Below are 25844 nucleotides of genomic sequence, written 5' to 3' on the forward strand. Positions count from 1 at the left end.
TTACTGATTTAATTTTTCGACAGATTTGATGATCGTTTCTTCAACTTCCGGAGCCCAGATCGTAGGCAGTCCATAGTAAATCATCGAACCGCCTCCTTCGTATCCCCCTTCGAGCAGGACACGCCGAGACGGAATGTATGCCATCACATCGTTGGAGTATCCAGCGACCCAAACATTGGTATTGTCCAGCTTTTGGTTTCCATGTTCATCTTTGATTCGAATTGCATAGTCAACAACGACTTCGCCTCCCTGGAAAACCCAGGTTACATCATTCCCAACTGACCAGACTTGAACGGGGTACGGATAAGTTTGGCTCATCTTTTGTCCGTTCGCGAGACGGTCCAGATGCATCTTCGCACGTGATGCGATGTACTTGTTCGCTGACTTGGACTGGTCGACCAATTCCTCTTTGGTTGGCAACATCGCCAGAGCAAGATCGACTTCTTCGTACTTTGTTTTCAGTCCTCCCCGGATCTCGTGCATCGGACTGTTGACCACTTTGGTGACTGCGTCGGCGAGTCGTCGACCGTATGAGTTCATCAATTCGACCGTTCGCCGTGGCAATGGGTTTTGATCCCCACCACAACCTGCCCAGAATAAGGCAACAGCTCCTGGAAATTCTTTTTCGAGATTGATTTGCGCGATTCCGCCGTAATCTCCAGACCATTCTAAAGAGCTGATCGTAGTTGAGTGACAGGCGTATCCAAAAACGATCCCGCGAATTTCGTCTTTCTTCTTCATGACCAGAACCGGAACATCGTGGTCGCTTGGCCCTTTCAGTTCACCCGCTTTTCGTAAGTTGGGAACATCGGGTTCTTTGTTGTTCCGACGATTGACTGCAAATGTGGCTTCTCCACTCCCCCATGAAAAACTTGCTTCTGAACGATCTGCAAATGCCTGATCAACAGTTTTTAGAATTTGGGCTGTCAGAAATTTCGCGTAGTCGTCAACCAGTTGTTGATTCTCTTTGTCGAACAGCAAATAGTGCATCGGGCTTAACGTCGATCCCACTACTGGTCCGGTATGAGTGTGCGACGTCGCGAGCGAAATCTGATCACGTTTCAGTTTGTGCTTCGCACCGATCTCTTTGCAAATTTTCTGGGAGAGTTCCCGATCAATCCCGACGAGATCAAGCGTGATGAGGACAGCCTGATGTCCCGATTCATCTTCGATCAGCATGGCTTTGGCCCAGAGATCAGTCAGTTTACTCTCCGCATGTTTTGTTCCACGCGAAGCGTATCCCGACATTGGCATCGGCTGCTGCGGAGTGATATTGGACTTTGCGACACCACCTTTCCAACTCGCAGTGGCTGGGGAGACGCTCAACATGAACGCAAAGCAGATCAGGGAGAGAGAGCGAAAACTGAACGACATGAGTACCCTTGTTGGTTTAAGCCTCTCAACAGGACAGTGAGCAGGCAAATGAATGGGGGAAATTGGAGGGAAAACGGGAACCTTCTGACTGATCCACTCTAACAAACTTAAACGAAGCTTCGAAATCACAACGAAGCAAAATGTTTCACGAAGCCGTGTTCGATGTTCTTAGAGTTCCCGAAGTGTAATTGAATCGAGTTTGATTGTTCGACCACCGTAACGTGCAGGAGCCGTACCGATGAAAATGCTGCCAGGAGTGTAGTTCTCCAGAATAAATTTCTGAGTGAAGAACTTGCCGTTCATTTCAAGTGAAAGGACTTTATTGAGCACCCGGATTGTGATTTCATTCTTGCTGCCCAGCCGGTGACTACCGATTCCGGTTCTCGTAAGTGTTTTGCCATCTTTCATTTCAAGCACGCGCCACGCATCATTTTTGACTAGCTGATCCTGATCAATTCGATACCCGGCTGAGGTTTCCTGATTCCAACCGACTAGACAGTAGAAAATTCCCTTTTCAGCAAAGTTACCACTGAGAGTCAGTTCAAAATTTTCTGCGTGATTCACGATCTCAAAAGCGTTGACTTGCTTGGGAGTCGATTTCATTTGAGTCCCATCAATCTCCAATGCATGCGTTGCAATGACTGGTTCCCCTTTGCTCGTCGTGCCTATAGTTGGAAAGACCTTTGGTGCTGTCACAGGTTTTCCGGGAAAGAGCGTTTGTCGTTTCGCTTGATCGTAAGACGTCGCTTCGGGGCCTGGTGTCGACTCGTCCGTTGTTCGCTCGGCCGGAGTCTCTTGAATTGTGATTTTTGAGAGCCGAAGGACTTTCCCTGCATAACGGTTTGGTCTTGTTCCAAAAATGATGTTACCCGGTCGGTATCTGTCGAGTTGGTGATCTTTCACGATGGGAGAGTCGTTGAAGTTCACTGAGAGCAATCCATTTTGGACGGCAATTTGCAAGTGGCCTTTTTCAATTCGCCTGTCTGCGAGCAATTTGTGAGCTGATAATACTTCTCCGTTTTCGTACTCCTGCAGCCACCAGTGCCCAAAGTTCACAAGTCGATCATAAGCTAAATATATTCCCGATTGAGTGTCTGGGTCCCAGCCGATCATGAAGTACATCGTCCCTTTGACTGCAAATCCACCGTCCATCTGCAGGTCAAAATCAGAAACAACATCACTCAGCTGAATCGCTGTCGATTCATTGTCTTTCGTGAGCAAGTCATCGCCATCTTCAATAAATTCGCCATTGACTTTGAGTGACCTGAACTTCATGTCTATCAGTTGTGTCAATTCCTCACCTGGAAAGATCTGTCGTTCGCGGCTTTTTGGAACCGTTGGCGTTGTTGAGCGAGTTCGGGGATTCGAAGATGCATTGAAGTCGGTCATCGCCAGAGTCGATTTTCCGGCGTCGAGTTCGAATTTGAAGTTGCCCAGGAAACTCATTCCTAGCAATGGCTCAGCGTTGACTGCTTCGGGACCGAGGACGGCACACTCAACATCCTTTGCGATGAACTGACCGATCCGCACCGTTTTTATGTTCACCTTGCGACCGGTAATCGTTCGACCATCGGCAACAACCAGACGAATTTCAGGATCGCTCTTTTTCGGTTCCAACCCCAAAGCAAGAGCATCTTTGTGTGGCAACGCGATAAGGCTGGCTCCCGAATCGACAACCATTTCAATGGCTTTGTCTTCGTTGATCGTTACGGAAGCCCAAAAAGTGTTACGATCTCGTCTAAGTGGAACCTCGGCGGTCAGCACATCATCTTCGAGGCTCGCCAGCTTTCTCAAATTTGACTGAAAGCCGGACGTCGGAGCCAGCTCAACATTCGTTCCTTCTGCTTCATTGTATTTACGAACGAGACTCGCCACGACCCGGTCAACGTTCCTGTACTGAGCATCAAGAGAGTCCGCTAACTTCCGCATCTCCATGATGTGATTTACAAAACCATCACGAGCTTTGCTGACTTCAGCATGAACTTCGACTTCGAGTTTTTCCAAGCGTTCCTTCTGCTGGTAAGCCAAACGTAGTCGGCCTTCCAGTGCGTTAATCGCTCCGACCAGTCGATTGTTGGTGACCACATCGCTGACGTTTGCGAGTTGCGTGTTCAGCTGAGTAAGTTGCCGGTTGTAGTTTGTAATCTGAGTATCCAACCGGCCGAAAGATTTCTTGAAATCCTCCCGCTTTCTTTCAGCGGTGACCACATTTCGGCGGATCTTAGAAACATCGCGAATCTGACGGTTGAAATCGATTTCCGCAGCGAGGATTGCGGCCGATGAACTGATGCGAACCCCCTTCTCTTTCAGTTGGGCTTCAACGTCGCTTGCTGCTAATGCAGAATTGCTGAGAGCTGAGATCAGCAGCGATGAAAAGAGAAGCGTGAGTGTGAATCGATGCATCGACATACTTGTCTCCGGGAAGCTGCCCAAGCGAAAGGCCCTTGACATCAAGGTTGGCTGATGTTGCCACTCCAAAAATAAAGCATGACTTCCCCCGAAGCAAGCAAGAGAGCGGGGTTTCAGCGCAAACTTCGCCGGACATCTTAGGTGTCCGGCGAGAACTCAGCGACGAAATTATTCATCACTTTGCGAAGACGTCGCATCTGCGAGTTGTTCAAGAAGATCTCTAATTTCTCGATGAGCTCCTTGTGATTGAGTGACGACCAACAGCCCCGGAAGGACTTCGATATCGGCGGTCGGGGGATCGGCATAGTGGAGCATTTCAGTTCCCGAGATCATGGTGTGAATGGCAGCGACTGTTCCACTGGAGAGGAGTTGCCCCATCGTTTTCAGGCCAGCGAGGTCAACTTCTGTTGATGGCTCTTTCGATTTTCCATCGGCGCTTTCGCCTGTTTTCACTCCTGCAAGATCAATGCTGATGTTTGGGATCTCGATACTTTCGGGCCAATCAGCTGAGACTTGATCGACAAGGTTGTTGATCTTGCTGCGCCAACTCCAGGGGCGGACCGAGTTTGTGATCACATCGCGTAATGCTTCGGCATCAATCCCGTCCAGCTTCGCGACAGGATAGACTTTCGTCGTCTTTCGAAGATTGGCAACCAACACTGTTGTGATGAGCACATGGTCTTTTTCGTGCAGCAATGTCAGATCGTAGGCGTGTGTTGGAGCAACTGGGAGACCCATCTCTTCTTTGACGTTCGCGACATCAAAAATCGTCGTGACATGATCGAGTGCATGTAACAAGACTGACTCCAGCGAAGCATTCGTTTGATTCAAGCCAACCGTGGAGATTTCTGTCTCCAGAAACATCTCGATGACTCGGCTGTTGAGCTGCAGTTGTTTCTTGATCGCTTGCACTTCAGTAACTGCTGCTTCTGCTTGATCTGTTTCCACCGCAGGTTCTGCAACAGGTTTATTTGCCTGATATTGCGGAGCTTGAGGAGTACCATTTTCCGGGACGAGGTATTGCGCATCACCGGCATAGGTCGGAACGCCTGACACCGGTTGAGGTGGATTGGCTTCTTGATATACGTTCGGGCTGACAGCCTGTGGAGCTTGAGGATATGAAGTCACAGGCGTGTATCCTCCTTCACTCTGCGTCAGTGTGACAGCTGTAGAGGTTGGGGCTAACTGAACTGCAAATGGGATCTTCATTCCGGCCTGCGAACCAGCATTCGCATGAGACTTGCCCGGAATTTCTCCTTCGGCAACAAGCATCGATTCACGTCCCACCGCCATGAGACTGGCAAGATTTTTGTCGACACGGACTTGAAGACCATGCGTTTTTGCGATTTGATCGATGAATGCGCCAAGAGTCACTCGTTGTTCTTTGAATTCGAGTTTGCATGGCTGTGCGAGTGCCGCTTCGACGTCCTTTGTGACGTTCTGAGATTTCAGGCGGCCCCGCTTTCGTGCAGCCTTCTCTTCTGCTTTCAGAAATGATCCGGTATTGAATAGCGTGGCTGACAGGATCGCAAAGCAGATCAGACTCCGAGTACTCTTAAGAAAACAATTCATTCGCCCCTCCGTGATGATTGTTAAGAGAGATTGGTGTTCGCTCCCTCGATTTGAAATCTGACTCTACCCGGATTTGAGTCAGATTCAACCCCGAAATATTTTGTGACTCACGTATTTCAATTGACACGGCCATCATTTGGACTGACAATCTCTTCTTGTCTCAGGAATCTCAAAAACCAGGAGGGCGACATGTTTCAAGTATTCTTACGAGCGACCACACTTTGCTTTTCAATCGTCGTGGTCTTCTCGCAAAGCGGGCTGGCACAAGAGCCTTCTACGAAACCTGCCACCTCTGCGGCTTCCGAGTTCCCGGCAGAGAAAGTAAGCCAGAAAGAAAGCGAGAAGGAAGCACCAAAGGAGGTCGACGCAAAAGAGAAATGGCAACCTGCCATGCGGCTATTTCTTAACGAAGCTTCCGGAGGGCAAGCGAGTCTTGTTTCGCAAACCGCTCACGTCGCACAAACAAGAATGGTGACCGAAGAAGTCAGGCAAGGGAATAAGACAGTGAAAGTCCCTCGGCAAGTGACTGCTTTCGCTCCAAAATCGATCGAGGTGGTGACACCAGGCGCAACATTGATCGATTGCGATGATGTTGATGTGCGAGTTTCGCTCACTGAGGACGGCACGAAAAAGTTCGAGTTCGACATCAATGCTCAACTCATCCTGCGATACGGAGACACGATTATCGAAGCGAGTTCTGCACAATGCATCGATGGGAAACTGACACTCACCAATGCAACGGTCGAATCAAACGGAGTGAAAATGACCAGTAGCGAACTGGTCATGGAACTTGCAGTCGAAAATTTGCGAATTGGAAGCGTCGAGGCAGTACGCGCGGCTCCGGTTCCGCAAGCTCCCACTCCATTTCTAGGTGAACCTAACGGTCAGCCTTTTTTCAACGAAAGTGCTCCGAACTTTCCATCAGCTTCAATCCCAGTTCCCGCCTACAGCGAACCGGGATTGAAACCAGCGAAGCGAAATTCACTTCCACCAAAGTCGGTCCCGGGATCGGTACCGGTGTTCAACACAAATTGAACCACAAGTCTGAACGTGAAGCTGACTCACGAAGACTGATTATCGCACCAGGTCCAGTTGAAATACCACTTCAGCGTCGAATTGGCGATCTGGAGCATCTCGAAGAGGAATCACACCGGCAACACGGGCGTTGATGTGGTCGGTGACAACGACATGCACACCGGTCGTCAGGTTCATGATATCCCTGCGGCTGTCGAAGCCACCTACGATCACATTGCTTGTTGAGTTTTGACCCACTGATTGAAAAGCAATGTTCTCGAAGTCTTGTCTTTGACCAGTGTAGTGGTACTCGACGATTCCAGCTAAGCCTTTGAATAGATGGTTGTCCGGGTAGCGAGCTAACCACCAACCGGCACCAACATCCAGGTTGACGACGTCCGGGATGTCGGCTTTCCCGACTCCACCGGCATTGCGATCTTCAACGGCGATTTTGTCTGTTGAATAATCGAACTCCACGAACCCTTGAATGAACCAGCCAGCTGGACTTTCAATGAGCATGGTCATGTATGGAGAGAAGTGAAGTCCAGCATCATCGACCAGAAATGTCGCATCGCCAAGATTGACTGATGCTCCTTCAGACGTTGGGAACGTGAGAGCAAAACCACTACTGATCACACCAGAAGAACGTGGTCCGTACCAATCGAATAGGACCTTCTTCAAAATCATCGAAAGGTTTCCGGTCGGATCGTTTGTCCCGAACGAGAACGCAGTTGAAGTTGGATCAGTAAACCCGGGAACTTCGTAATCAACCTGAGTCACCAATGGCAGTCTGAATTCAACGGACATGTCTCCGTAGAGGAATGTTTTTTCAAGACCGAGGGTGAAGCGATTCTGGTGAAACTGATCTGATCGGACAACGGGATCAAGCGGCATCATATTCATATCAACGTCATTTGGATTGACCGTCGAATTCGCAGAATAAGCGTTGTGGAAATGATTGTAAGTAAAGTAGAAACGATCTCGCGGGATCGCGCTGTTGTTTTCTGCGACTTTCGGAACACGTCCCGATCCAGGGATATCAAACAGGCCTTGCGATGTTTCCAACGACCCCATTGTTGTCGTCGTAAAACTGACGCTTCCGGTCCGTCCCAGGAAGTCCCCGATCATGTTTGGAGTATCAAGAGACTGCGGCTTCTTCGCCATCCCAAAACCCGGCGCACAGTTTTGTGTTACCCAGGGGGTGAAGATCGCCTCTGGAGAATTCGGGTCGAGCTGGTTAACGATGAGTGGAGCGTTCTGAGTTGTTTCAGGCTCAGCAAACTGATGATCCACCACTCGAATTCGGCCCTCAGATTGCTCAAAATCCTGAGCATTCGCAAAGGGCGAAAGCATCAGGCAGGCAGCTGTCGGGCCAGCAAGACGGAATAATTTTTTACACAATAAACCCCAATGCTCACGCATCGTCGGTTCCCCCCAGACGAAAATCGATTGCGAATCTCTGAAAGCACAATTTGCGCACTCTCTGTATGATCGTTATAATCGTCTCCTTCTGTCCGGTAGCATCACTGAAAACTGATAGAATCACTACAATCTGCCCGTGTCAGCTGACTTATCGAACGCTAGAGCATCTTTCGAATTGGTTTGCAGGTTCTGCCTCGTGGCGAACAGCATTTTTACTGGAGAAATACGTTCTTCACGGGCACACGGTAGAGCAAACTGCTCTAAAGACCCTATTTTAATCTCAAAGATTTTTCTTCGAATGACCGCACAAATTAAACTTTCTAGACAAATCGCCCAGATTCTGAACGTTGACGAACGTCAGGTTCAAAACGTGATTACCCTGCTTGATGAGGGAAATACCGTTCCGTTTATTACGCGATACCGGAAGCATCAAACTGATGGTTTAGATGAAGTGCAGATTCGCGAAATCGAATCCAAGCTGAAAGATCTTCGTGAAATTGAAGCGATGCTCGAGCGCATGCTGAAGTCGATCGACGAGCAAGGAAAGCTGACGCCCGAACTTCGTCAGCTTTTCGAACAGGCCGATTCGAAGAAACGGCTGGAAGAACTTTTCGCACCCTTCAAGAGCCGTCGAAAAACGCGTGCTGATGAAGCACTCGAACGTGGACTGGGGCCACTGGCGGAAGCTGTCTGGACCGGGCGTGTCGGAGATGTGGACATCAAGCGGGTCGCTGACAATTGCGTTGGCAAGCATCCCGATCTGGTTGATGTGGACACGGTCCTCAAGGGGACAGCCGACATTCTCGCAGCTCGAATTGCTGAGTCGGTTACACTGCGTGATTCTGTTCGTGAGATTGCGAAGAAAACGGGCCGGGCGAAAACGAAACTCGTCAAAGGGGCGGATGACGAGCAAGTCTTCGCCGACTATGCAAACTTTGATGGCGCACTGGATCGCTTGCCACCTCATCGTGTGTTGGCGATCGACCGGGGAGAAGCCAAGAAGGCACTTCGAGTCAGCATCAGCTGGGACAATGATCGTGCTTTAGTACAAGCGAACTCGTTGCTGCGACTCGGAACACACAAGGCGCGAAGCTTTCTTTCATCTTGCAATGAAGATGCTTTGAAACGTTTAATCAATCCTGCGATTGAGCGGGAAATTCGACGAGACTTGACCGAGAAATCGCAGACACATGCCATCGAAGTCTTCAGTAAGAATTTACGAAGCTTGCTCATGCAACCACCACTGGAAAGGCAAACTGTGCTTGCCATCGATCCAGGTTTTCGTTCCGGCTGCAAAGTGATTGTTCTCGATGAGGATGGGAATGTTCTGACCAACGATTTGATTTATGTGATCGGTAAAAATGAGAAAGAGCAACAAGAAAAACTTGCGAAGCTGGCAGAGACTCATGCCGTCGATGTGATCGCCATTGGAAACGGAACTGCTTCTCGCGAGACTGAAGAACTCGTTGCGAAGACGATCAAAGAACATTCGCTCAGTTGCAAGTATGTCATCGTGAATGAAGCGGGAGCAAGTATTTATTCCGCCAGCGATGTGGGGCGGGAAGAATTTCCGGACTACGACGCAACTGTACGCGGCACCATTTCTATCGGTCGCAGATTGCAAGACCCGCTCAGCGAACTGGTAAAAATTGAACCGCAACACATCGGCGTCGGGATGTATCAACATGATGTTGCCGAGAAGCAATTGCAAACATCTCTCGATTCTGTAGTCGAATCCTGCGTGAACAATGTCGGTGTCGACTTAAATCGCTCAAGTGTGGAACTTCTCAAGTATGTCTCGGGACTGAATCGCACGAGCGCGAAGAATATCGTTAAGTGGCGAACTGAAAATGGACCGTTTCGGTCTCGTAGCCAACTCAAGAAAGTTGCTGGAATTGGCGAGGTCACTTTCACGCAAGCTGCGGGGTTTCTCAGGATTCCGGACAGCAAAGAACCGTTTGATGCAACCTGGATTCATCCGGAAACTTATTCGCTTGCTGAAGCTTTCCTGACGCGATTTGGACTTTCGAAAGAGATGGTTTCAAACGGGAAAATTCCGGGTGACGTTCGCCAAAGTCTCACAACGGCGAAGCCTGAGGAACTTGCGAGCGAAATCTCATCGGACTCTTACACAATCGAACATCTGATTGACTCATTGTTGCGACCCGGCCGCGATCCACGTGAAGATCTTTCCGGTCCGCTCTTTCGGTCGGGAGTCCTGAAATTGGAAGATCTTCACCAAGGATTAAAGCTTCAAGGTGTCGTCACGAATGTTGTCGACTTTGGAGCCTTTGTGGACATCGGTTTAAAAAATGATGGTCTGGTTCACATCAGTAAGATGTCGGACACATTTGTCTCGTCACCATTTGATCATGTGAATGTGGGCGACGTCGTGACGGCGTGGGTTGATCAAATCGATCTCGATCGGAAACGTGTCGGCCTGAGCTTGTTGCCTGTGACGAAGGATTGAGAATAACCTCTACGAATCGGGAATTCTCCTATTCTTCATGGTGACGTGATTGAACATTCATAAATTTGTGAGAGAGTGCTTGTTCCAAGGCGAAGCTCTCACAAAACTTTAATAGATGCTGATGCGACATGAAATTTCTTTTAACGAACGACGATGGATATCTGGCCGACGGAATCGCAGCTCTTAAGGCAGCTGTCGGATCTCGCGGAGAATGTACGGTTGTCGCCCCGAATCAAGCTTACTCGGGGTGCGGACATCAAGTGACTGATAAAAGCTTGATTCGCGTTGAGAGTGGCGGCCCTGGGATACACATCATTCATGGGACACCTGCAGATTGCAGCCGTCTTGGACTGCTCCAATTCGCCCCCGATGTCGATTGGGTTCTCTCGGGCATCAACGAAGGTGCAAACCTTGCTGGCGATATTTTTATGTCAGGAACAGCCGCTGCAGCACGTGAGGCAACCCTCTCAGGGAAAAAGGCGATTGCATTTTCGCAATACCTGCGGAAGCCCGAATACATGCAGGACTGGGAACGGACCACACGCTGGACACAGAAAGTATTGGATGTGTTGTTCGACTTACCTCTTGAGGCAGGACAATTTTGGAATGTCAACTTCCCGGCGTTGCATGAGAACGAACCTGATCCTGAGATCGAGTTCTGCCCGCACGACACAAGTCAGGTCGATCTGCAGTTTGAATGGAATGACGAAGGAGCGATCTATCGCGGCCAGTTCCGCAACCGAGGTCAACGTCCAAAATGTGATGTCGAGGTTTGTTTTTCTGGAAAAATTTCAGTCACAAAACTTGCTCTGGATTGCAGCGTGAATTGAAACCGAGCAGGAGAAACTTCGGCAATCATTTTCCCGATCTGTTGGATGGCGAGCTGTTTGTGAAGTCATGAAAATGATTTCCAAGGGGCCAGAATAAATCGAAGATTTACTGGCAGGTTCTCTGGAAGTGCTGAAAAGTTCCTAAACAGTTTCTCGACGTCATGACTTCACGACGTATACTTATCGTGAACTAGAGCATCTTTCGAATTGGTTTGCAGGATCTGCCTCGTGGCGAATAGCATTTTTAATAAAGAAATGCGTTCTTCACGGGTACACGGTAGAGCAAACTGCTCTAGTCATGGTCAAAGATGAGAGGCGGGGGAACCGATGACGATGGAATCAATACGTCCCAGCATCGCGGAAACATCATACAGAATGTTTGATCGGCCTCTGCACCCGGAGCTTTTTGATCCGGTGATTGTCGGTCGGATTCGCTCTGAGCAATACGACATGACTATCGGTCTCTGTGAGGGAGGATACTACTTACAGTTTACTTCTGGCGGTCATTCTATTGTTGAAGTGACCGCGCCGGACCGGCAACAGCTTTCTACGTTTGGCTTACAGCGAACCTACTTTTACAACGAGCAGGAAGAGATTCTTCACAAGTCGAATGTTCCGTTCTTGTATCATTTCGCTGGCGAAGTAGACGTTGTGGAATATAGCGTCTTCACGCGAGTTCAAATGGAACTCGAATCAGAAACATCGAACGTCTTTCTGTCTCATCAATTCCCCGCACCGAATCGCTTATTGCCCGGAGCTTTGAGTCTGGTTCGCGTCGAAGGAAGTGCCCGAATGCTGTCGGTGCATACCTTTCACACATATCCAGTCGATCTCGCAGTTCTGCGGACACAAACTCTCATCGAGCTGGATTAATATTTTCTTCAAATGTCGCTTTTTGATTGGGAAAGTAATTTTTGGTTGGGAAAGTAAACGTGAGATTTCGCCTTCTGCCTTGCGATTGGCAGTGTAAAAAGTGTTGAATCTGACCAGTACGGGGACGACACGTACCAAATTGCTCTAAGTCTCTCTCCGAGCGACATCCTTCACGGAATTCTCAAGGGTTGTCTTCTGTGCTGGGACGTTCGATACTACGACTTCAGAACTGGTTGAAGACCGTTTTCAACTCTGAATTCAAGACCGACTCGCGGACGAACCAAGCCGATAATAATGCCGATCACATCGCCGACTACAACGCCGACCACAACATCTGAATTCCTCCAACGTCTGGGGCAAATCTATACGCCCGAAAATCTTCTTTGCTCCGAAGATGAATTAATTGTGTACGAGTGTGACGGCTACATCGTTGAAAAACGTGTTCCCGATGTGGTGGTTTTCCCAACGACGACTGATCAAATCATTGAAACAGTCAAGCTGTGTTGCGAGTTCGACCTACCATTCGTCCCCAGAGGGGCTGGGACGAGTCTCGCGGGGGGGACGCTGCCGGTCGGTGGTGGAGTAATGATTTGCCTGACGCGAATGAGGCAGATTCTCGAGATCAATGAACGTGACGGATACGCCATTGTTGAACCGGGATTGGTAAACGTTCATCTCACACAGCGACTCAAAGGGTCCGGGCTTCATTACGCACCTGATCCCTCTTCACAAGGCGCCTGCACGATAGGTGGAAATGTCGCGACAAATTCTGGAGGGCCACATACTCTGAAATATGGAGTGACAGTCAATCATGTGATCGGTCTGGAAGTGGTTCTTCCAAATGGTGAATTAGTCCAACTGGGGGGACCATGTGAAGATTTGCCTGGGCTTGATCTCACTGGCCTGTTTGTCGGAAGTGAAGGAACATTCGGGATTGCCACCAAAGTCTGGGTGAAGTTGACTCGAAATCCCGACTCGTTTCGGACAATGCTGGGAGTTTTCGAAACGGTCACTGCAGCGACCGAAGCGATTACATCAATCATCGGAGAGGGGATCATCCCTGCTGCTCTGGAAATGATGGATCAGGGAATCGTCGGCGCACTTGAAGAAGCATTTCACTTCGGTTTCCCACTTGATGCAGGAGCCGTCCTGTTGATCGAAGTTGATGGGCTGGAAGTTGCGGTGGATGAAGAGAAGCAAAAGATCATCGACATTTGTAATGCACATGGTGCCCGCGAAGTTCGTTCCGCCAATACCGAAGAGGAGCGACAGCTATTGTGGAAATGTCGCAAGCAGGCTTTCGGTGCTATCGGGCGTTTGGCTCCCAGTTACTGCACACAGGATGGAGTTGTTCCACGAACAAAGCTTCCGGAGATTCTGGAATTCATTACTGAAGCAGGTCAACGACACGACATCCGCATCGTCAACGTCTTCCACGCTGGCGATGGAAATATTCACCCGGTTCTACTCTTTGACGAGCGTGACAGCGATCAGATCAAAAGAGTGATCGCTGCGGGAGATGAAATTCTGACCAAGTGTATTGAACTTGGAGGAAGTGTGACTGGGGAGCACGGGATCGGTGTCGAGAAAATTAGTTTCATGGATCAACTGTTTACGAAAACAGACCTCGATGTGATGACGGAAATCCGCTCAGTCTTCAATCCTACTGGACGGTGCAGTCCCAGCAAAATTCTCCCCACCGCCGGAGCTTGCGGAATGGAACACATCGAAAGAGACAAACCGGGTCGGCAAGCCTCAATGTGATTCTTTGAGCTATATTGTCCATCCAAACGGCAAGACATCAGCGACAGTAAGATCGCGACGCATTTTTTGCTTGGGAACATCTGTAGAACGGGACCATTGTCCCGTTCCGAGAGCAAACGACTCGACCGTGTCCCCATGAAGAACGCATTTCTTTAGAGCAGTTTGCTCTACCGTGTGCCCGTGAAGAACGCATTTCTTTAATAAAAATACTGTTCGCCACGAGACAGAACCGGACACCAATTCGAAAAGATGCTTCACACTGGACTGACGGGACAATGGTCCCGTCCTACAGTCAACCCTACTTAGAACTGATCCTGAAACCTGAACTTGTGCTCTCAAACACTGAGAAAAGCCACCATTCCACAAGTTATCGGACTGGTTCTAAAGTTGTCTCGTATGAGAGCAAATTCAGGATTGGTCGGAAGGCATATCGCTGCATCTCAGATAGTCGTTTAGCTCGCTTGACTCTCCGGGGGCTATATCGACACTGAAGACCAGTTCGAACGATGCTCTAAACCGTGAGAACTGCGAGAGAGCGATGACCGCAGTAGACGCATGGAAAATAAGAGAGCTCAATCACGGCTGTTCGCTGAGAGAAATGGTCTCATGAAATGCGAAAGAGGGGCGGCCTCAACTTGAAGCCGCCCCTCTCGTATACTCGAGGTCAGTGATCTCGAGGTCCTGAATTGCAATCAAAACAATTACGATTCAGGGAAGATCAAATAGTGATCGGAGCCATTCCCGATCTTTGATCTTCTTTGGTGGCTGCCAGCGACAGCCCGCCGACTGCCTAGGCAGTACCACCTCGTTGTTGGCTACTAAAATCAGAATCCACTTGACCACCTCCTTTCTGAATGAAACATCCCACCTCACCCGGCTCGCCAGATCCGGTTTGTTAGCAGGCGGATACCCTTCGGGCTGCGTATCGCCCGAAACGTCGTAACAGCATTGTTACCTTTTCTCCATTTTGGACAAGACCAATTTTGTTCGGTTCGCGAAAATTTCAGATTCACGGCATTTTTTTCATTTTGCTTCAGCTGCAAAAATACGACTCACAAAAGATAGCGAACAAGCCGCTTTCCAATCTCGATTCAATCTTGAATTGCACGTTGATGATCAATTCGTCGTCGGTCAGTTTGGTCTCTCACGTACCTTTGTCGGATGCGTTTCACCATTGAAATTGCTGTTCGTCGCAAAGGCGAATCGGTAGACGCGTTCGAAATTACGATGTCCCGGAATCAATCTTCCAGTTGAGCGGACTGAGGCAACGGTCTTTATTGAGATCACTCAGCTGGCTTCAGTTTCACGAATCAGTGAGGTGGCTCGCTGTTCACTGGGGTGAACTTGAATATGCTGATTTCACCTGGACTTGTAACTGGGAATTCGATTTAGAGTTCCTTGTTGTTTTTTTACCGTTGTTCTGCAAGTTGTTTGTGTTCCATGTATTATGGCAATCAAGCTGGCTGTGAGTGTCGACGAGGGGGCTGAGTATCCTCTCTAAATTTGGGCAATTATAATTTGACTGCATGAGAATTGACCCGGAAGATGGGATTTGAGTCGGATCAGTCTTACAATGTAGGAGAAGACTTCCTGTCTGCATCGTATGAAACTGCCAGCGAGTTGGTTCAACAGAAAGTGATGGACTCCAAATGTCTGTCGTATATTGAAGAACTTATTGAGCCCGAAACTTTCATCGATGAATGATGTCTCGATTACGGGGCGGAGTTCGGTGAAATGTGCGTCCTGTTGGAATTAACAGGGGTAGAGATGTACTGGAAGAAAGAGACTGGAACTCGTTGCTCTTCGAGTGAAGTGCAATCGCTGCTCCAGGATTTGTTCGAGCGCGTTAGGAACGCTCATTAGATTTTTGAAATCCTAAATTAAACGAATATGGTCTTTGCGTTCTGCCTCGTGGCAGAGAGTCTCTGAAGTGTTCTTCACAGGCATGACGAGCATTGAAATTGAAAATGCTCTATCCAATCTCTTTTGAATGACCATCCAATCGATGGCGACCTTTCAAACTATGATGAAATCAAATCACTCACGACTTGCTATCTTTTCTCTTTTGAAGAGAACGATCTCGAAGGAAACAGTCGCACTGTTTCTTTTTCTCTTCGGAACAGGACCGCTCTCTGCTGATGAACCAGCACCAGTGTCAAAAATGAATGAGCAAGAAAACAAGCAGGAAGTTGTCAGTACGTTTTCCATTGTGGCCTACGACCCCGCGACTAAAGAATGGGGAATCGGTGTCGCTTCAAAATTTCTTGCAGTTGGTCATGTTGTACCATGGGCAAAAGCAGAACAGGGAGCGATTGCAACACAAAGTTTTGCAAACACGACTTACGGTCCCGAAGGGTTAAAGCTTCTCAGTGATGGAGCATCGGCCAGCGAAGTTCTCAAGCAGCTTACCGATTCCGATCCGATGCGAGCGAACAGGCAAGTTGGATTAGTCGACAAATTTGGGAACGCTGCTACTTTCACCGGTGAGAAATGCCTTCCTTGGGCAGGTGGGAAGACTGGCGAAAATTTTGCTTGTCAGGGAAACATTCTGGCCGGTCCAGAAGTGATCGAGAAGATGGCGAAAGCATTCGAAGATTCGGAAGGTTCGCTGACTTGGAGGATTATGGACGCTTTAGAGGCTGCCGATGAAGCTGGAGGAGACATTCGCGGTCGACAGTCCGCTGCCATTCTGGTTGTAAAAGAAGGTGCCGGATATGCAGGGTTCAACGACCGCATGATTGATTTTCGAGTTGATGATCACGAGACACCAATTCAGGAACTGGGGCGTATCCTTTCGTTGAAGCTGGAACGTCCTGGCTCTAAAGAGAAAGACGCTGACGACGAATCTGTTACAAAAAACTCTGGTACAGAGAAGTCTGACACTAACAAATCTGACGCTGATAAGGATTCAGAATGAGTGAGAGTCGAGCCACAGGCGCGACAGCTTGGTCGGTTTTATTTGTGGTGATCGGGCTGGCATTTCCACAGAGGCTGCTCGCTCAGGATCCCGTTGACGATGCCGTCGAGAAATCAATCGCGAGGGCACTGGAATTCATCGCCAGTCAACAAACTGATCACGGTTCCTGGAGAACCGAATCCTGGGGCGATTCATCAGCGATCACTTCTCTGGCGGTCATGTCGTATCTTGCTGCCGGTCATGTTCCTGGTGAAGGAATCTATGGGGAGCGGATCAATCGTGGTGTTCGCTGGGTTGTCGGTCAACAACAACCGGACGGGATGTTGATCTCAAAGAAATCCAGCCACGGCCCGATGTACAATCATGGAATCTGCGCATTAATGCTTGGTGAAGTTGCTGGCATGATGGATGGTGCAGATGCGATGGTTGTTCGACGTTCGCTGGAAGATGCCATTCGCCTGATTTTAGAATCACAGGCACTTTCCAAAAACAACCGTCATCAAGGAGGATGGAGATACCAGACAAACAGCCGCGACAGTGATTTAAGTGTGACCGGCTGGCAGGTGATGGCGTTACGCGCTGCGAAGGATATTGGTTGTGATGTTCCTGCAGAAGCCATCGATGCAGCGGTTCAATATGTGAAAAACTGCTCTGCCAGAAAGAATGAGGGTTTCTCTTATCAGCCTGGGAATGCTCCGACATCAACATTGACCGGGATCGGAATTACCTGTCTGGAAGTTTGCGGGGCTCATCAAACTCCTGAAGCAATCGGGGGGGCGAAGTGGTTGATCGAGCATCCTCTTCACGAACGGTCCAGCTACTTTTACTACGGCGTTTACTACACTGGCGTTGGGATGTTCAAAATGGGCGGGAACATCGCTAAGGAAAATCATAAGCACCTGGCGGGGCTTCTACTTCCGCTTCAGGATGACGATGGGGGATGGACACCGATCCATGGGAGCGAGCGTCAGGCGGGACGAATTTACGCCACTGCTGCAGCGGTTTTGGCGCTCACCGTGGAGTACCGGTATCTGCCGATTTATCAGCGATAAATCGATCTGTTTTCGACTTCGATTCTCCCGGTCTCGACCACTCCGTTTACAATTGAATTGTTGTGACCCCTTTAGGAAGGTCGAAACAGAGAGTTGCCACTTCGGGTGTCTGGAAAATGTGACCGGCTTTCAGTTGGGTTTTCGACCGGACTTGTTTCATCGGAATCACTTCTCCTCGTGAGGTGATTTTGAGTGGTTTCGCCTCATTGGTTTTGAACTTCAATGTGAAGTCGGGGCAAGCGAATGGAGCGTCCAGTTGGATCGATGAATCATCGACACGAATCGTCGTTAACTCTTTGGCGGCCCAGTATCGGGCGATTTCGCTTAGTTTCATCCAGTGAAGTTGTTCTGGAAACTTTTCGTGGACAGAATTCACGACTCGCTGAAACGCATGGAACCCTGCTTTCGTTCCGTTGCTGTACATGCCCGGCCAGTGACAGAGGAAAAATCCTGGCTCACCCCGTTCGATTAATTCGACGAGCCGTCCGGAACTCGCATCGGCTGTCGAATACCGATCTGGTTCAGGGGTGACATCCCCTTCCCAACCGCCGAACCAATCACCTGTCCCTGCAGGAATGTTGACGGTGAGGTTGATTTGGTTGGTTCCCAGCCCGGAGACATGTTCGACTTTTGGCTGGGTGCTTTCTTGGTCTCCGACCACGTACTTGAAGTAATGTGGAATCTCGGTTTGATAAACATCACGCACAGCTTGTTGAGCTGCGAGCGAGAGCTCTGTTTTCACCATGTTGCCGAATCCTCCGGGCGTGGTGACCCCTTCACACGGCAACCCACAGTTCTTCAGAATTTGCAATGCGTAGGCAAGGTACGCTGCGAGTTCGTCGACGCTTTTCTTTTCTTGCGGGTAGGAGTTCTCCATCGTTGCCGGGCTGATCTCGTCAAACGGTCTCCCTGTTTTGAGATTAATCACGCGCGTATGTGTGATCATTTCTGGGTGAATATCCCAGTTAGGGACCATCAACTCGCGGACAAGATTTAAACTCTGTTGCAATGCCTTTCTCGGCCAGCCTGGAAGTTCTCGATCGACCCAGCCGACACAAGAAGGATAGGGAACGATACTGTATTTACCTTTCACGCCATTCTCGGAACACCACTCTCCAAACTCTTGCACAAAGCTGTCCGGGATTTCACGTGGAAAAGTTTGCCAGGGTTTCTGGTAGACAGCTCGGTCGGGATAACAACTATGAAATTGAGGAATGCAGAAGTGCCCCATGTTGACCAGACAGGTCGAGTCATCGATGATGAATGTCATCGGGATGCGATCACGAGGAAACAGAGTTTCGACCGCTGCGTCCTGTTGAGGTCGCTGTCCCAACGGAGATTGCGCGAAAAGTTGGGAGCCGAGCAAACTGCTTGATGCAATCGCTGAGGATGTTTTCAAAAACTGACGTCGATCACCATGCCACATTACGTCCCTCCCTTTTGATTCAGTTCTTGTGTTTCGATGTTTCACACTTTATGAGAGCGAAGGAAAATAAACACCTGCCAAGGAAATTTTTATCGTTTCAAAAGTTCGGACAATGTTTGTTGAACTTCTTTTTCGCATGGACCGGTAAAAGACCAGGTTTGTTCATAACCACCTCGATCGGAGTAGATGTGATCCGGTCCGAAGTACCAGACTCCACATTCTCCGTATCCGGCGACGCAAACAAATGACGTCTTGGGAGCGGTCCGCTGTGCAAAGAGTTGAAACTCGACAAATGGTTCCCCCGGCAAATTGATGAGATCAATCTCTCCAATTCGCATGCGAGATGCCTGCACCTTTTGGTCTGTCTGCAAGCGGTCTCGGAATGCCGTATACATCGCCGCTTTCAAGCGAGTTGAAAATCGCTGACCAACTGCGAATTGTTGCTCGATCGCGACTGGGTGAAAGGGGCCGTCTTCTCGGGGAGTGAATTTGACCGGCGTTGACTGCCAGCTGATTTGTTTAGTTGATAGTGATGGGACATTCACTGCCACATCGATCTGATTCTCGTTGATTTTTTGTGTGCTGCGAAGCATCGCATCATGGAGATTCTCGGACAAACGCTTCCTGGCTGCACGAGTTCCATCGTTGTATTTGCCAACAGTGACATTGCCGCCGCATCCATTGAAGTAGACTTGAAAGACCCCTGTTTCCTTTTCGAATCGCTCACGTGCGATCCCGACCGTATCCCAACTGATGCGGGCGTCACCGTAGAAAGTTTGCGGGTGAGTTGCGTAGTAGTGAAGCTGCGCGATGGGAGTCTTCTTATTGAAGAAGGTGACCGTACGTAGCCAGGGATCGATTAAACCTTCTGGAGCATTTCGAATTGCAGGGTCACTGGTGAAACTTGACCGCGCTCGGAGGCTCCCGTCGTCTTGAGGGACGCGTCGGTTTGAAGCGAACTGACGGACTTCTGCACGCGTCCCAATAATTCTGCTGACCGATTGAAGCTCTCCTTTTGCCCTGATGATTTCTTTTGATGCTTTGGACGCAATCTCATCTGTGAATTGCTGATGTCGTCTCAATTCAGGACTTTCGTCACCGAATAACACTCGCATTCCATCGGCGTCTAAAACGGGAGCGGTGTGCTGATGAAGTGACTGCAAGGCGACTTGGCGTAACGAAGTTCCCGCCGCTTGAGCCATTTTCGAACGAATTGTTTCGTCGCTTGAACCGCATATCCCGCAATAATCAATCGCAGCGACGACAAATGTCTCTTCGCCGCTGCGAATCAGAACGCCTCGCATCTCGAGCGGATGCTCGATGCTTTCGATTCTCTGCATGAACCCCACGCAAGGACCGTCACCAATCGGAGGAGTGACATCGACACGAAACGTCGCCACTTGCAGGTCCGCAGCGAATGCAAAAGAGCATTGCAGGCTGAAGACGAAGGAGATCGAGAGTATGCGACTGAGTAAATTCATAGCGAGGTTCCGACGAGGGATGGCTCTGCGTGGTCCGCCTCTCAGTCTGTCAGCTGAGGTAATAGTTGCTGAGTAGGAGACTGCAACAACTTCGCGGCATTAGCAACTTGCAGCGATTCAGCCAAAGCTGGCCTGAAATCTTATTCATCTCCAGAGGGCCCATACATCCCGGGAACAGGTATGTCATTCAGGCGGAGGTAAACACATAGATGGGCACGGTGGTGGATCGTATGATTCAATACCCACGTCCGGATGACGCCTGCCTTAGGCATGGTCACGAGAGCTTGTCCACCAGAGAGCAAGGACCACGACTTCGCGAATTCCTCATCCGGAGTCGCTTTGATTCGTTCGATCGCTGCTGCAACATTGGCGTCAAAATGTTCGAGGATCTCCTGCCGACTTGTGTACGTTGGAGAAGTGTACGGTTCGCCATCGACAGGATTGATGTCCCATGTATCCTGAGTCAGCGTCCCTTCGACCCATCCTGGAATTTCCACGAGGTGCGAAGCGACCCAGCCTATCGTGTTCGACTTTGGATGTGCCTTCCAATCCAGTTTGTCCTCTGGAATTCGTTCAAGGACTTTACGAGTCCCTGCCATTTCCTGTTCGAACTCAGGCAAAATTGATTCAGCGATACTCATCAGTGCTTCCTGGAAATAAGGTTAGGAGAGAGTCTGTTCGGTCAACACTTATTAGATCAATTTCGTGCTTTCAGTGCCTGTGAAGAGATCGCTCTCCACGAAAAAATTCTGAATCCCGCGAGGAGGAACGGTCACACCAGTTCAAACACTTCTCTTTTGTGCTGGCATTACGAAGGCAACTTGAAGAGTCAGGCTAATGGAATCAGTCCCCTGCTCCTTGATTCAAAATGCCATTCAAAATACTCTCCCTCATTCTTCAACCCAGAGAGACACATGGATACCAACGCGAATCAACAACGATCGATTCAAGAGCGATCGATTCAAGAGCGGCTGAACTTCGGTCTCGACGTTTCTGCTCAGGCAGAGGCGATCGTTATGAAATACTTCTTGAATGACAATTTGAAAGTGATGCTGAAGGGAGATCAATCTCCCGTAACGGTTGCAGATCGCGGAGCCGAAGAGTTCTTGCGAGGGAAAATTGCTCAGGAGTTTCCCGATGATGCGATTATGGGGGAAGAGTTCGGAGCGAAAGACGGAACCAGCGGATTCCGTTGGATCTTAGATCCAATTGATGGGACGAAATCGTTCATTCATGGTGTGCCATTATTCGGGATGCTGGTTGGATTGCAGTTCGAAGGAGAGTGCGTCGCTGGGATCTGTCGAATTCCTGCGACGAATGAGGTCGTCTATGCTCATCGTGGAGGAGGAGCCTGGTGGCAGCGAGGAGAGAGTGAGCCTGTTCCAGCCAAAGTGAGTGACACATCAGAACTGAGTGAATCACTCTTTTTGTTCACAGCTGTCGAAGGCTGGCAGGAGATCGATCAATTCGAATTGCTGGGTGAGTTCTCAGCGAAGTGCCGGCTCTCGCGAAGTTGGGGCGATTGCTACGGGCATATTCTGGTCGCCACTGGACGTGCTGATCTCATGGTTGATCCGCTGCTTGCTGAATGGGATGCGGCAGCTCTGATCCCCATTGTTGAAGAAGCAGGTGGTGTCTTTATGGATTGGAAAGGCGAATCGACCGCTCTTGGTGGAAATGGGATTTCAGTCAATCCTCATCTGAAAGAAGCTGTTCTTGCGATGATTCAGTAGTGCAATTTCATCGAACTGATGTCTTCTTGACGCAAAACTGTTAAAAACCGTTTGAGAGACATTGCCCCGAACAGACGCCTAAACGCCTGCACACTTCACCCGTGCTCTGAAATAGCGATCAAGAACCTTTCATGAATGACGATGATAGCGACCTTTTAGAATCCGATCCGATTTTGAATGATTCCACCTGGGATCTGGTTCACCAAATTCTCGGTAGCCTCGATGAACTTCGGGTTGAGCCGGTGGACTATGACGGTCTAGGGTTGATTCTCGACTTTGGCGTCGATGCGCCGGGAAGTCTGGCTGCTGGTTTAGCTTTGGCAGAAGTCTGCACTGCTGGGCTTGCGGACATTTCAATTGTTCCAGGCGAAATGGGCGGCATAGGGTGGCCGCAACTCTTTGTTCAATCAGACGATCCCGTCGAAGCCTGTCTGTTCAGCCAATATGCAGGGTGGCAAATCGCTGTCGGGGAATACTTCGCGATGGGAAGCGGTCCGATGCGGGCAGCGGCCAACAAGGAAGAACTCTTCGAGAAACTTGGCTACAACGAAGAGGCGTTCGGAGTGGTCGGCGTGCTGGAAAGTGGTCAGCTTCCAACTGCTGAGGCTGTCGAAGAGATCGCAAGTTCTTGTAATGTCGATCCAGACCAGGTTGCGCTGCTGGTTGCACCGACAGCCAGCATCGCGGGGAACATGCAAGTGATTGCCCGAAGTGTCGAGACATCATTACATAAGTTGTTCGAGTTGGGATTCGATGTCGGAAGAGTCGAATCTGCGTGTGGCTCTGCTCCCATTTCACCGGTCGCAAAAGACGATCTCACCGGGATCGGGCTGACGAATGATGCGATTCTGTATGGGGGGCGTGTGACGTTATGGGTCAATGGAGATGATGACTCGATTCGCGAGATTGGTCCTCAGGTTCCTTCATCCGCCTCACCTGTTTACGGGAAGCCGTTTCTGGAGATTTTCGAAGCGGCAGATCGTGATTTTTACAAGATCGACCCGAATCTCTTCAGCCCGGCAGAAATCTTGATTCACAATGTCCAGACTGGTTCGACATTTCATTTTGGCGGAATTGATCATAGCGTGTTGAAGAAGTCGTTCGGTTTGGGGTAATGTTAAGCATCTTGATGCAAAATTATCACGCGAGATTCGGGGCACTCGGGGCAATGTTTAGACTCGGGATCATTTTCCCGTGACACTGAGTTCCCGTGATGCGGATTCACCTTGTCGAATTATTGAGCAGGAAAGACTTTGGCAGAGACAGCATCTATTCCAGAAGATAAGCGAGATTTTTCAAAAGCCTGGGCGGTTTTTGGATTGGTCTTTGCCTGTTGGTTGCTGTATCAAGCGATTTTTGTCGGAGCCGGATCGGCGTACGTCACAGAATTGGACGGTCAGTATTTTAATGCGACGCACAACGATTACGTCACCGGTTCGGCAGTGTATAGCCCAGTTCGCTCTTTAGGCATTTGGGTCTCTGCTTTTCTGACCTTATGTGTGTTTTCATTTCTGTACCGAGACAATCCATTCTACAAATTTTCTGAATCGATCTTTGTGGGCATTTCAGCCGGTTACTGGATGGTGATCGGATTCTGGACAGTCGTGATTCCTAATCTGTTCGGCAAGATTTGGCCGAAATGGATTCAATCCTGGGCGATGCCGGGAGCTCCTACGGTCCGTGATGAAAACTGGTGGATGTATTTGATTCCGCTCATTCTCGGTGGCATGCTGCTTTGGCGACTCTCTCCACGTGGAGCATGGATCGCTCGCTGGCCGCTTGCTTTTATTATTGGTTCGACGGCGGGAATCCGGCTGGTTGGTTTTATTCAAGCCGACTTTCTCAGTCAGATTCGAAGCACAATTAAGCCGGTGATTGTCGTGCCTGAAGTCACCGACGCCGTTGGCACAGTCGCTTCAGTCTCTCCATTTTGGCAGAGTGTGCAAAACCTCTTGCTTGTCCTTTCCGTACTGTCAGCGGTCGTGTACTTCTTCTTTTCGATTGAACATACCGGGTTCGTCGGACACGTTTCCAGAGTGGGCATCTGGGTGTTGATGGTCACCTTCGGAGCTGCATTCGGATATACAGTGATGGGCAGAATCGCTTTGCTCGCGATTCGATTTGAGTTTCTGTTTGATGACTGGCTGTGGCTCATCGACCCGACAAATAACCGCCTTGGCGTATGACGTCTGAGGTCAGAGAAGTGCTACCGATGTTGAATGTCGACCAAGCTCTGGGTTTAATCAGAGAAACTGTTTCCACGGCTCCCAGGCAAACAAGTCCATTGTTAGATGCTTTGGGGAGTCGACTCGCTGAGAAGATCGTCTGTCCGGAAGATTCTCCTCCGTTTGACAAGTCGATGATGGACGGATTCGCAGTTCGCAGTTCCGACTTGAGAATTGGTGAGATTGAATTTTTGAAAGTCGGCGAACTGGCAGCTGGTCACGAATCAGCGCTCTCAATTGGTCCGGGACAAACCATTCAAATTATGACGGGCGCACCGATTCCTAAAGGAGCGGATGTGGTCATACCTGTTGAGCAATCGAGAGAGCTTGACGGCTCAAGAGTTCGCCTGACCTTGGAAAGTGAAGTGGCATCTGGACGCAACATCCTTCGCCGAGGGACAAACATGCGAGTGGATGAGGATGTCATCGCAGCGGGACAACTGATTCGCCCCCAGGAGATCGCATTGCTGGCGGAAATGGGGCAGGCCCATGTTTCCGTGTATCCCAAACCTTCGGTTGCAATTCTGGCGACGGGAGACGAACTGGTCCCCGTCGATGCAACCCCGGGGCCGGGACAAATTCGCAACTCCAACGCCTTGATGCTTGCTCAACAGGTAAACGCTGCCGGGGCTGCGGCTGAGATTCTCGATATTGCCAGAGACAACCGCGAAGATCTGCGAGCCAAAATCCAGCAAGGTTTGCAGGCGGACTTTCTCTGTCTTTCGGGGGGAGTCTCAGCAGGGAAACTGGATTTGGTTCCATCAGAACTTGAAAGAGCAGGCGTCAGAAAAGTCTTTCATAAAGTCGCCATGAAACCGGGAAAACCGATTTGGTTCGGAAAACGTGAAGCCGAACTGGCCTCTGAGTGCTATGTCTTCGGACTGCCCGGAAACCCTGTCAGCAGCATGGTTTGCTTCGAACTCTTCGTGCGTACTGCCCTTCAGAAATTCTCAGGAAGCCCAAATGCTTCGCCACAATTGCTGGAAGCAGAATTAACGAAAGAGTTCGAACAGCACGGAGATCGGGATGTCTGGTTTCCGTCGATTGTGGAAACTGACTCGGCCAAACTCTGTGTGACGCCGACGAACTGGAAAGGCTCTTCGGATTTGCGAACGACAGTGCTTGCCAATTGTAGTGCCTGTTTTCCAGCTGGAATTCGCACTTTTCAGAGGGGAGAGACTGTTCAGGTACTGCTCTGGTCTGGGAGCCGTATTGAGCCTAAACTGACGCGCAATTCATAAGCGTTTTCCTTGAAGTCGATTCAGGAAGACGAACGCAAACG

18 protein-coding genes are annotated in these 25844 nt (G+C 49.6%); 11 read left to right on the forward strand and 7 right to left on the reverse strand.

Annotation, left to right across the window (positions count from 1 at the left end; genetic code table 11):
* The 3 genes from ACN0YR_RS07345 to ACN0YR_RS07355 all read right to left on the reverse strand — a co-directional run bounded on the left by ACN0YR_RS07345 (position 1) and on the right by ACN0YR_RS07355 (position 5355).
* Positions 1-1374 (reverse strand): neutral/alkaline non-lysosomal ceramidase N-terminal domain-containing protein, encoded by a 1374-nt coding sequence (locus ACN0YR_RS07345; RefSeq protein WP_417848547.1) that lies wholly within the window; start codon positions 1372-1374, stop codon positions 1-3.
* A gap of 168 nt (positions 1375-1542) precedes the next feature.
* Complete coding sequence (locus ACN0YR_RS07350; RefSeq protein ID WP_417848548.1) at positions 1543-3783, reverse strand: TIGR02281 family clan AA aspartic protease; 2241 nt, start codon at positions 3781-3783, stop codon at positions 1543-1545.
* A gap of 168 nt (positions 3784-3951) precedes the next feature.
* On the reverse strand, positions 3952-5355 hold the full coding sequence (locus ACN0YR_RS07355; protein ID WP_417848549.1) for a hypothetical protein: 1404 nt from the start codon (positions 5353-5355) through the stop codon (positions 3952-3954).
* A gap of 189 nt (positions 5356-5544) precedes the next feature.
* Here ACN0YR_RS07355 and ACN0YR_RS07360 point away from each other — a divergent pair, with 189 nt between their 5' ends.
* A complete protein-coding gene (locus tag ACN0YR_RS07360; RefSeq protein ID WP_417848550.1) occupies positions 5545-6390 on the forward strand; it encodes a hypothetical protein in 846 nt (281 codons plus the stop codon).
* Between the two features lie 39 nt (positions 6391-6429).
* Here the strand turns inward: ACN0YR_RS07360 and ACN0YR_RS07365 are convergent, their stop codons facing one another.
* A complete protein-coding gene (locus ACN0YR_RS07365; RefSeq protein ID WP_417848551.1) occupies positions 6430-7791 on the reverse strand; it encodes a hypothetical protein in 1362 nt (453 codons plus the stop codon).
* A 298-nt stretch (positions 7792-8089) separates the two neighbouring features.
* Between ACN0YR_RS07365 and ACN0YR_RS07370 the strand changes: the two genes are divergently transcribed.
* From ACN0YR_RS07370 to ACN0YR_RS07395, 6 genes are all read left to right on the forward strand, one after another.
* Positions 8090-10261: a helix-hairpin-helix domain-containing protein gene (locus ACN0YR_RS07370; RefSeq protein ID WP_417848552.1), complete on the forward strand. Its 2172-nt coding sequence runs from the start codon at positions 8090-8092 to the stop codon at positions 10259-10261.
* Between the two features lie 128 nt (positions 10262-10389).
* Positions 10390-11091 (forward strand): 5'/3'-nucleotidase SurE, encoded by a 702-nt coding sequence (surE, locus tag ACN0YR_RS07375; protein ID WP_417848553.1) that lies wholly within the window; start codon positions 10390-10392, stop codon positions 11089-11091.
* Positions 11092-11424: 333 nt separating this feature from the next.
* The gene (locus ACN0YR_RS07380; protein ID WP_417848554.1) at positions 11425-11964 is read left to right on the forward strand and encodes a DUF2617 family protein; all 540 of its coding nucleotides are present in this window, start codon (positions 11425-11427) and stop codon (positions 11962-11964) included.
* Positions 11965-12258: 294 nt separating this feature from the next.
* Complete coding sequence (locus ACN0YR_RS07385) at positions 12259-13728, forward strand: FAD-binding oxidoreductase (RefSeq protein ID WP_417848555.1); 1470 nt, start codon at positions 12259-12261, stop codon at positions 13726-13728.
* 2161 nt (positions 13729-15889) lie between these two features.
* Positions 15890-16645, forward strand: coding sequence for a DUF1028 domain-containing protein (locus ACN0YR_RS07390; protein ID WP_417848556.1), 756 nt, complete (start codon positions 15890-15892; stop codon positions 16643-16645).
* On the forward strand, positions 16642-17697 hold the full coding sequence (locus tag ACN0YR_RS07395; RefSeq protein ID WP_417848557.1) for a prenyltransferase/squalene oxidase repeat-containing protein: 1056 nt from the start codon (positions 16642-16644) through the stop codon (positions 17695-17697). Before ACN0YR_RS07390 ends, ACN0YR_RS07395 begins: the two co-directional genes overlap by 4 nt.
* Positions 17698-17743: 46 nt before the next feature.
* Here the strand turns inward: ACN0YR_RS07395 and ACN0YR_RS07400 are convergent, their stop codons facing one another.
* The 3 genes from ACN0YR_RS07400 to ACN0YR_RS07410 all read right to left on the reverse strand — a co-directional run bounded on the left by ACN0YR_RS07400 (position 17744) and on the right by ACN0YR_RS07410 (position 21245).
* Entirely contained in the window at positions 17744-19123 is a 1380-nt protein-coding gene (locus ACN0YR_RS07400) for a hypothetical protein (RefSeq protein ID WP_417848558.1), read from the reverse strand.
* Positions 19124-19212: 89 nt separating this feature from the next.
* Positions 19213-20604: a hypothetical protein gene (locus ACN0YR_RS07405; RefSeq protein ID WP_417848559.1), complete on the reverse strand. Its 1392-nt coding sequence runs from the start codon at positions 20602-20604 to the stop codon at positions 19213-19215.
* A gap of 140 nt (positions 20605-20744) precedes the next feature.
* On the reverse strand, positions 20745-21245 hold the full coding sequence (locus ACN0YR_RS07410) for a DinB family protein (RefSeq protein ID WP_417848560.1): 501 nt from the start codon (positions 21243-21245) through the stop codon (positions 20745-20747).
* A 273-nt stretch (positions 21246-21518) separates the two neighbouring features.
* Here ACN0YR_RS07410 and hisN point away from each other — a divergent pair, with 273 nt between their 5' ends.
* The 4 genes from hisN (at position 21519) to glp (ending at position 25803) form a co-directional block, all read left to right on the forward strand.
* Positions 21519-22337, forward strand: a complete 819-nt coding sequence (gene hisN / locus ACN0YR_RS07415; protein ID WP_417848561.1) for a histidinol-phosphatase — start codon at positions 21519-21521, stop codon at positions 22335-22337.
* A 131-nt stretch (positions 22338-22468) separates the two neighbouring features.
* Entirely contained in the window at positions 22469-23452 is a 984-nt protein-coding gene (mch, locus tag ACN0YR_RS07420; protein WP_417848562.1) for a methenyltetrahydromethanopterin cyclohydrolase, read from the forward strand.
* 138 nt (positions 23453-23590) lie between these two features.
* Positions 23591-24523 (forward strand): hypothetical protein, encoded by a 933-nt coding sequence (locus ACN0YR_RS07425; protein WP_417848563.1) that lies wholly within the window; start codon positions 23591-23593, stop codon positions 24521-24523.
* A gap of 26 nt (positions 24524-24549) precedes the next feature.
* Positions 24550-25803: a gephyrin-like molybdotransferase Glp gene (gene glp, locus ACN0YR_RS07430; RefSeq protein ID WP_417848564.1), complete on the forward strand. Its 1254-nt coding sequence runs from the start codon at positions 24550-24552 to the stop codon at positions 25801-25803.
* Positions 25804-25844 lie beyond the last annotated feature (41 nt).

Origin of the sequence: Thalassoglobus sp., from assembly GCF_048270125.1 — a bacterium.
In the GTDB taxonomy this organism is placed as follows: Bacteria; Planctomycetota; Planctomycetia; order Planctomycetales; family Planctomycetaceae; genus Thalassoglobus.

Bases quoted from the DNA above. Each gene is read 5' to 3' on its own strand.
- ACN0YR_RS07345 (WP_417848547.1), bottom strand. From the start codon at position 1,374: ATGTCGTTCAGTTTTCGCTCTCTCTCCCTGATCTGCTTTGCGTTCATG.
- ACN0YR_RS07350 (WP_417848548.1), bottom strand. From the start codon at position 3,783: ATGTCGATGCATCGATTCACACTCACGCTTCTCTTTTCATCGCTGCTG.
- ACN0YR_RS07355 (WP_417848549.1), bottom strand. From the start codon at position 5,355: ATGAATTGTTTTCTTAAGAGTACTCGGAGTCTGATCTGCTTTGCGATC.
- ACN0YR_RS07360 (WP_417848550.1), top strand. From the start codon at position 5,545: ATGTTTCAAGTATTCTTACGAGCGACCACACTTTGCTTTTCAATCGTC.
- ACN0YR_RS07365 (WP_417848551.1), bottom strand. From the start codon at position 7,791: ATGCGTGAGCATTGGGGTTTATTGTGTAAAAAATTATTCCGTCTTGCT.
- ACN0YR_RS07370 (WP_417848552.1), top strand. From the start codon at position 8,090: ATGACCGCACAAATTAAACTTTCTAGACAAATCGCCCAGATTCTGAAC.
- surE (WP_417848553.1), top strand. From the start codon at position 10,390: ATGAAATTTCTTTTAACGAACGACGATGGATATCTGGCCGACGGAATC.
- ACN0YR_RS07380 (WP_417848554.1), top strand. From the start codon at position 11,425: ATGGAATCAATACGTCCCAGCATCGCGGAAACATCATACAGAATGTTT.
- ACN0YR_RS07385 (WP_417848555.1), top strand. From the start codon at position 12,259: ATGCCGATCACATCGCCGACTACAACGCCGACCACAACATCTGAATTC.
- ACN0YR_RS07390 (WP_417848556.1), top strand. From the start codon at position 15,890: ATGAATGAGCAAGAAAACAAGCAGGAAGTTGTCAGTACGTTTTCCATT.
- ACN0YR_RS07395 (WP_417848557.1), top strand. From the start codon at position 16,642: ATGAGTGAGAGTCGAGCCACAGGCGCGACAGCTTGGTCGGTTTTATTT.
- ACN0YR_RS07400 (WP_417848558.1), bottom strand. From the start codon at position 19,123: ATGTGGCATGGTGATCGACGTCAGTTTTTGAAAACATCCTCAGCGATT.
- ACN0YR_RS07405 (WP_417848559.1), bottom strand. From the start codon at position 20,604: ATGAATTTACTCAGTCGCATACTCTCGATCTCCTTCGTCTTCAGCCTG.
- ACN0YR_RS07410 (WP_417848560.1), bottom strand. From the start codon at position 21,245: ATGAGTATCGCTGAATCAATTTTGCCTGAGTTCGAACAGGAAATGGCA.
- hisN (WP_417848561.1), top strand. From the start codon at position 21,519: ATGGATACCAACGCGAATCAACAACGATCGATTCAAGAGCGATCGATT.
- mch (WP_417848562.1), top strand. From the start codon at position 22,469: ATGAATGACGATGATAGCGACCTTTTAGAATCCGATCCGATTTTGAAT.
- glp (WP_417848564.1), top strand. From the start codon at position 24,550: ATGTTGAATGTCGACCAAGCTCTGGGTTTAATCAGAGAAACTGTTTCC.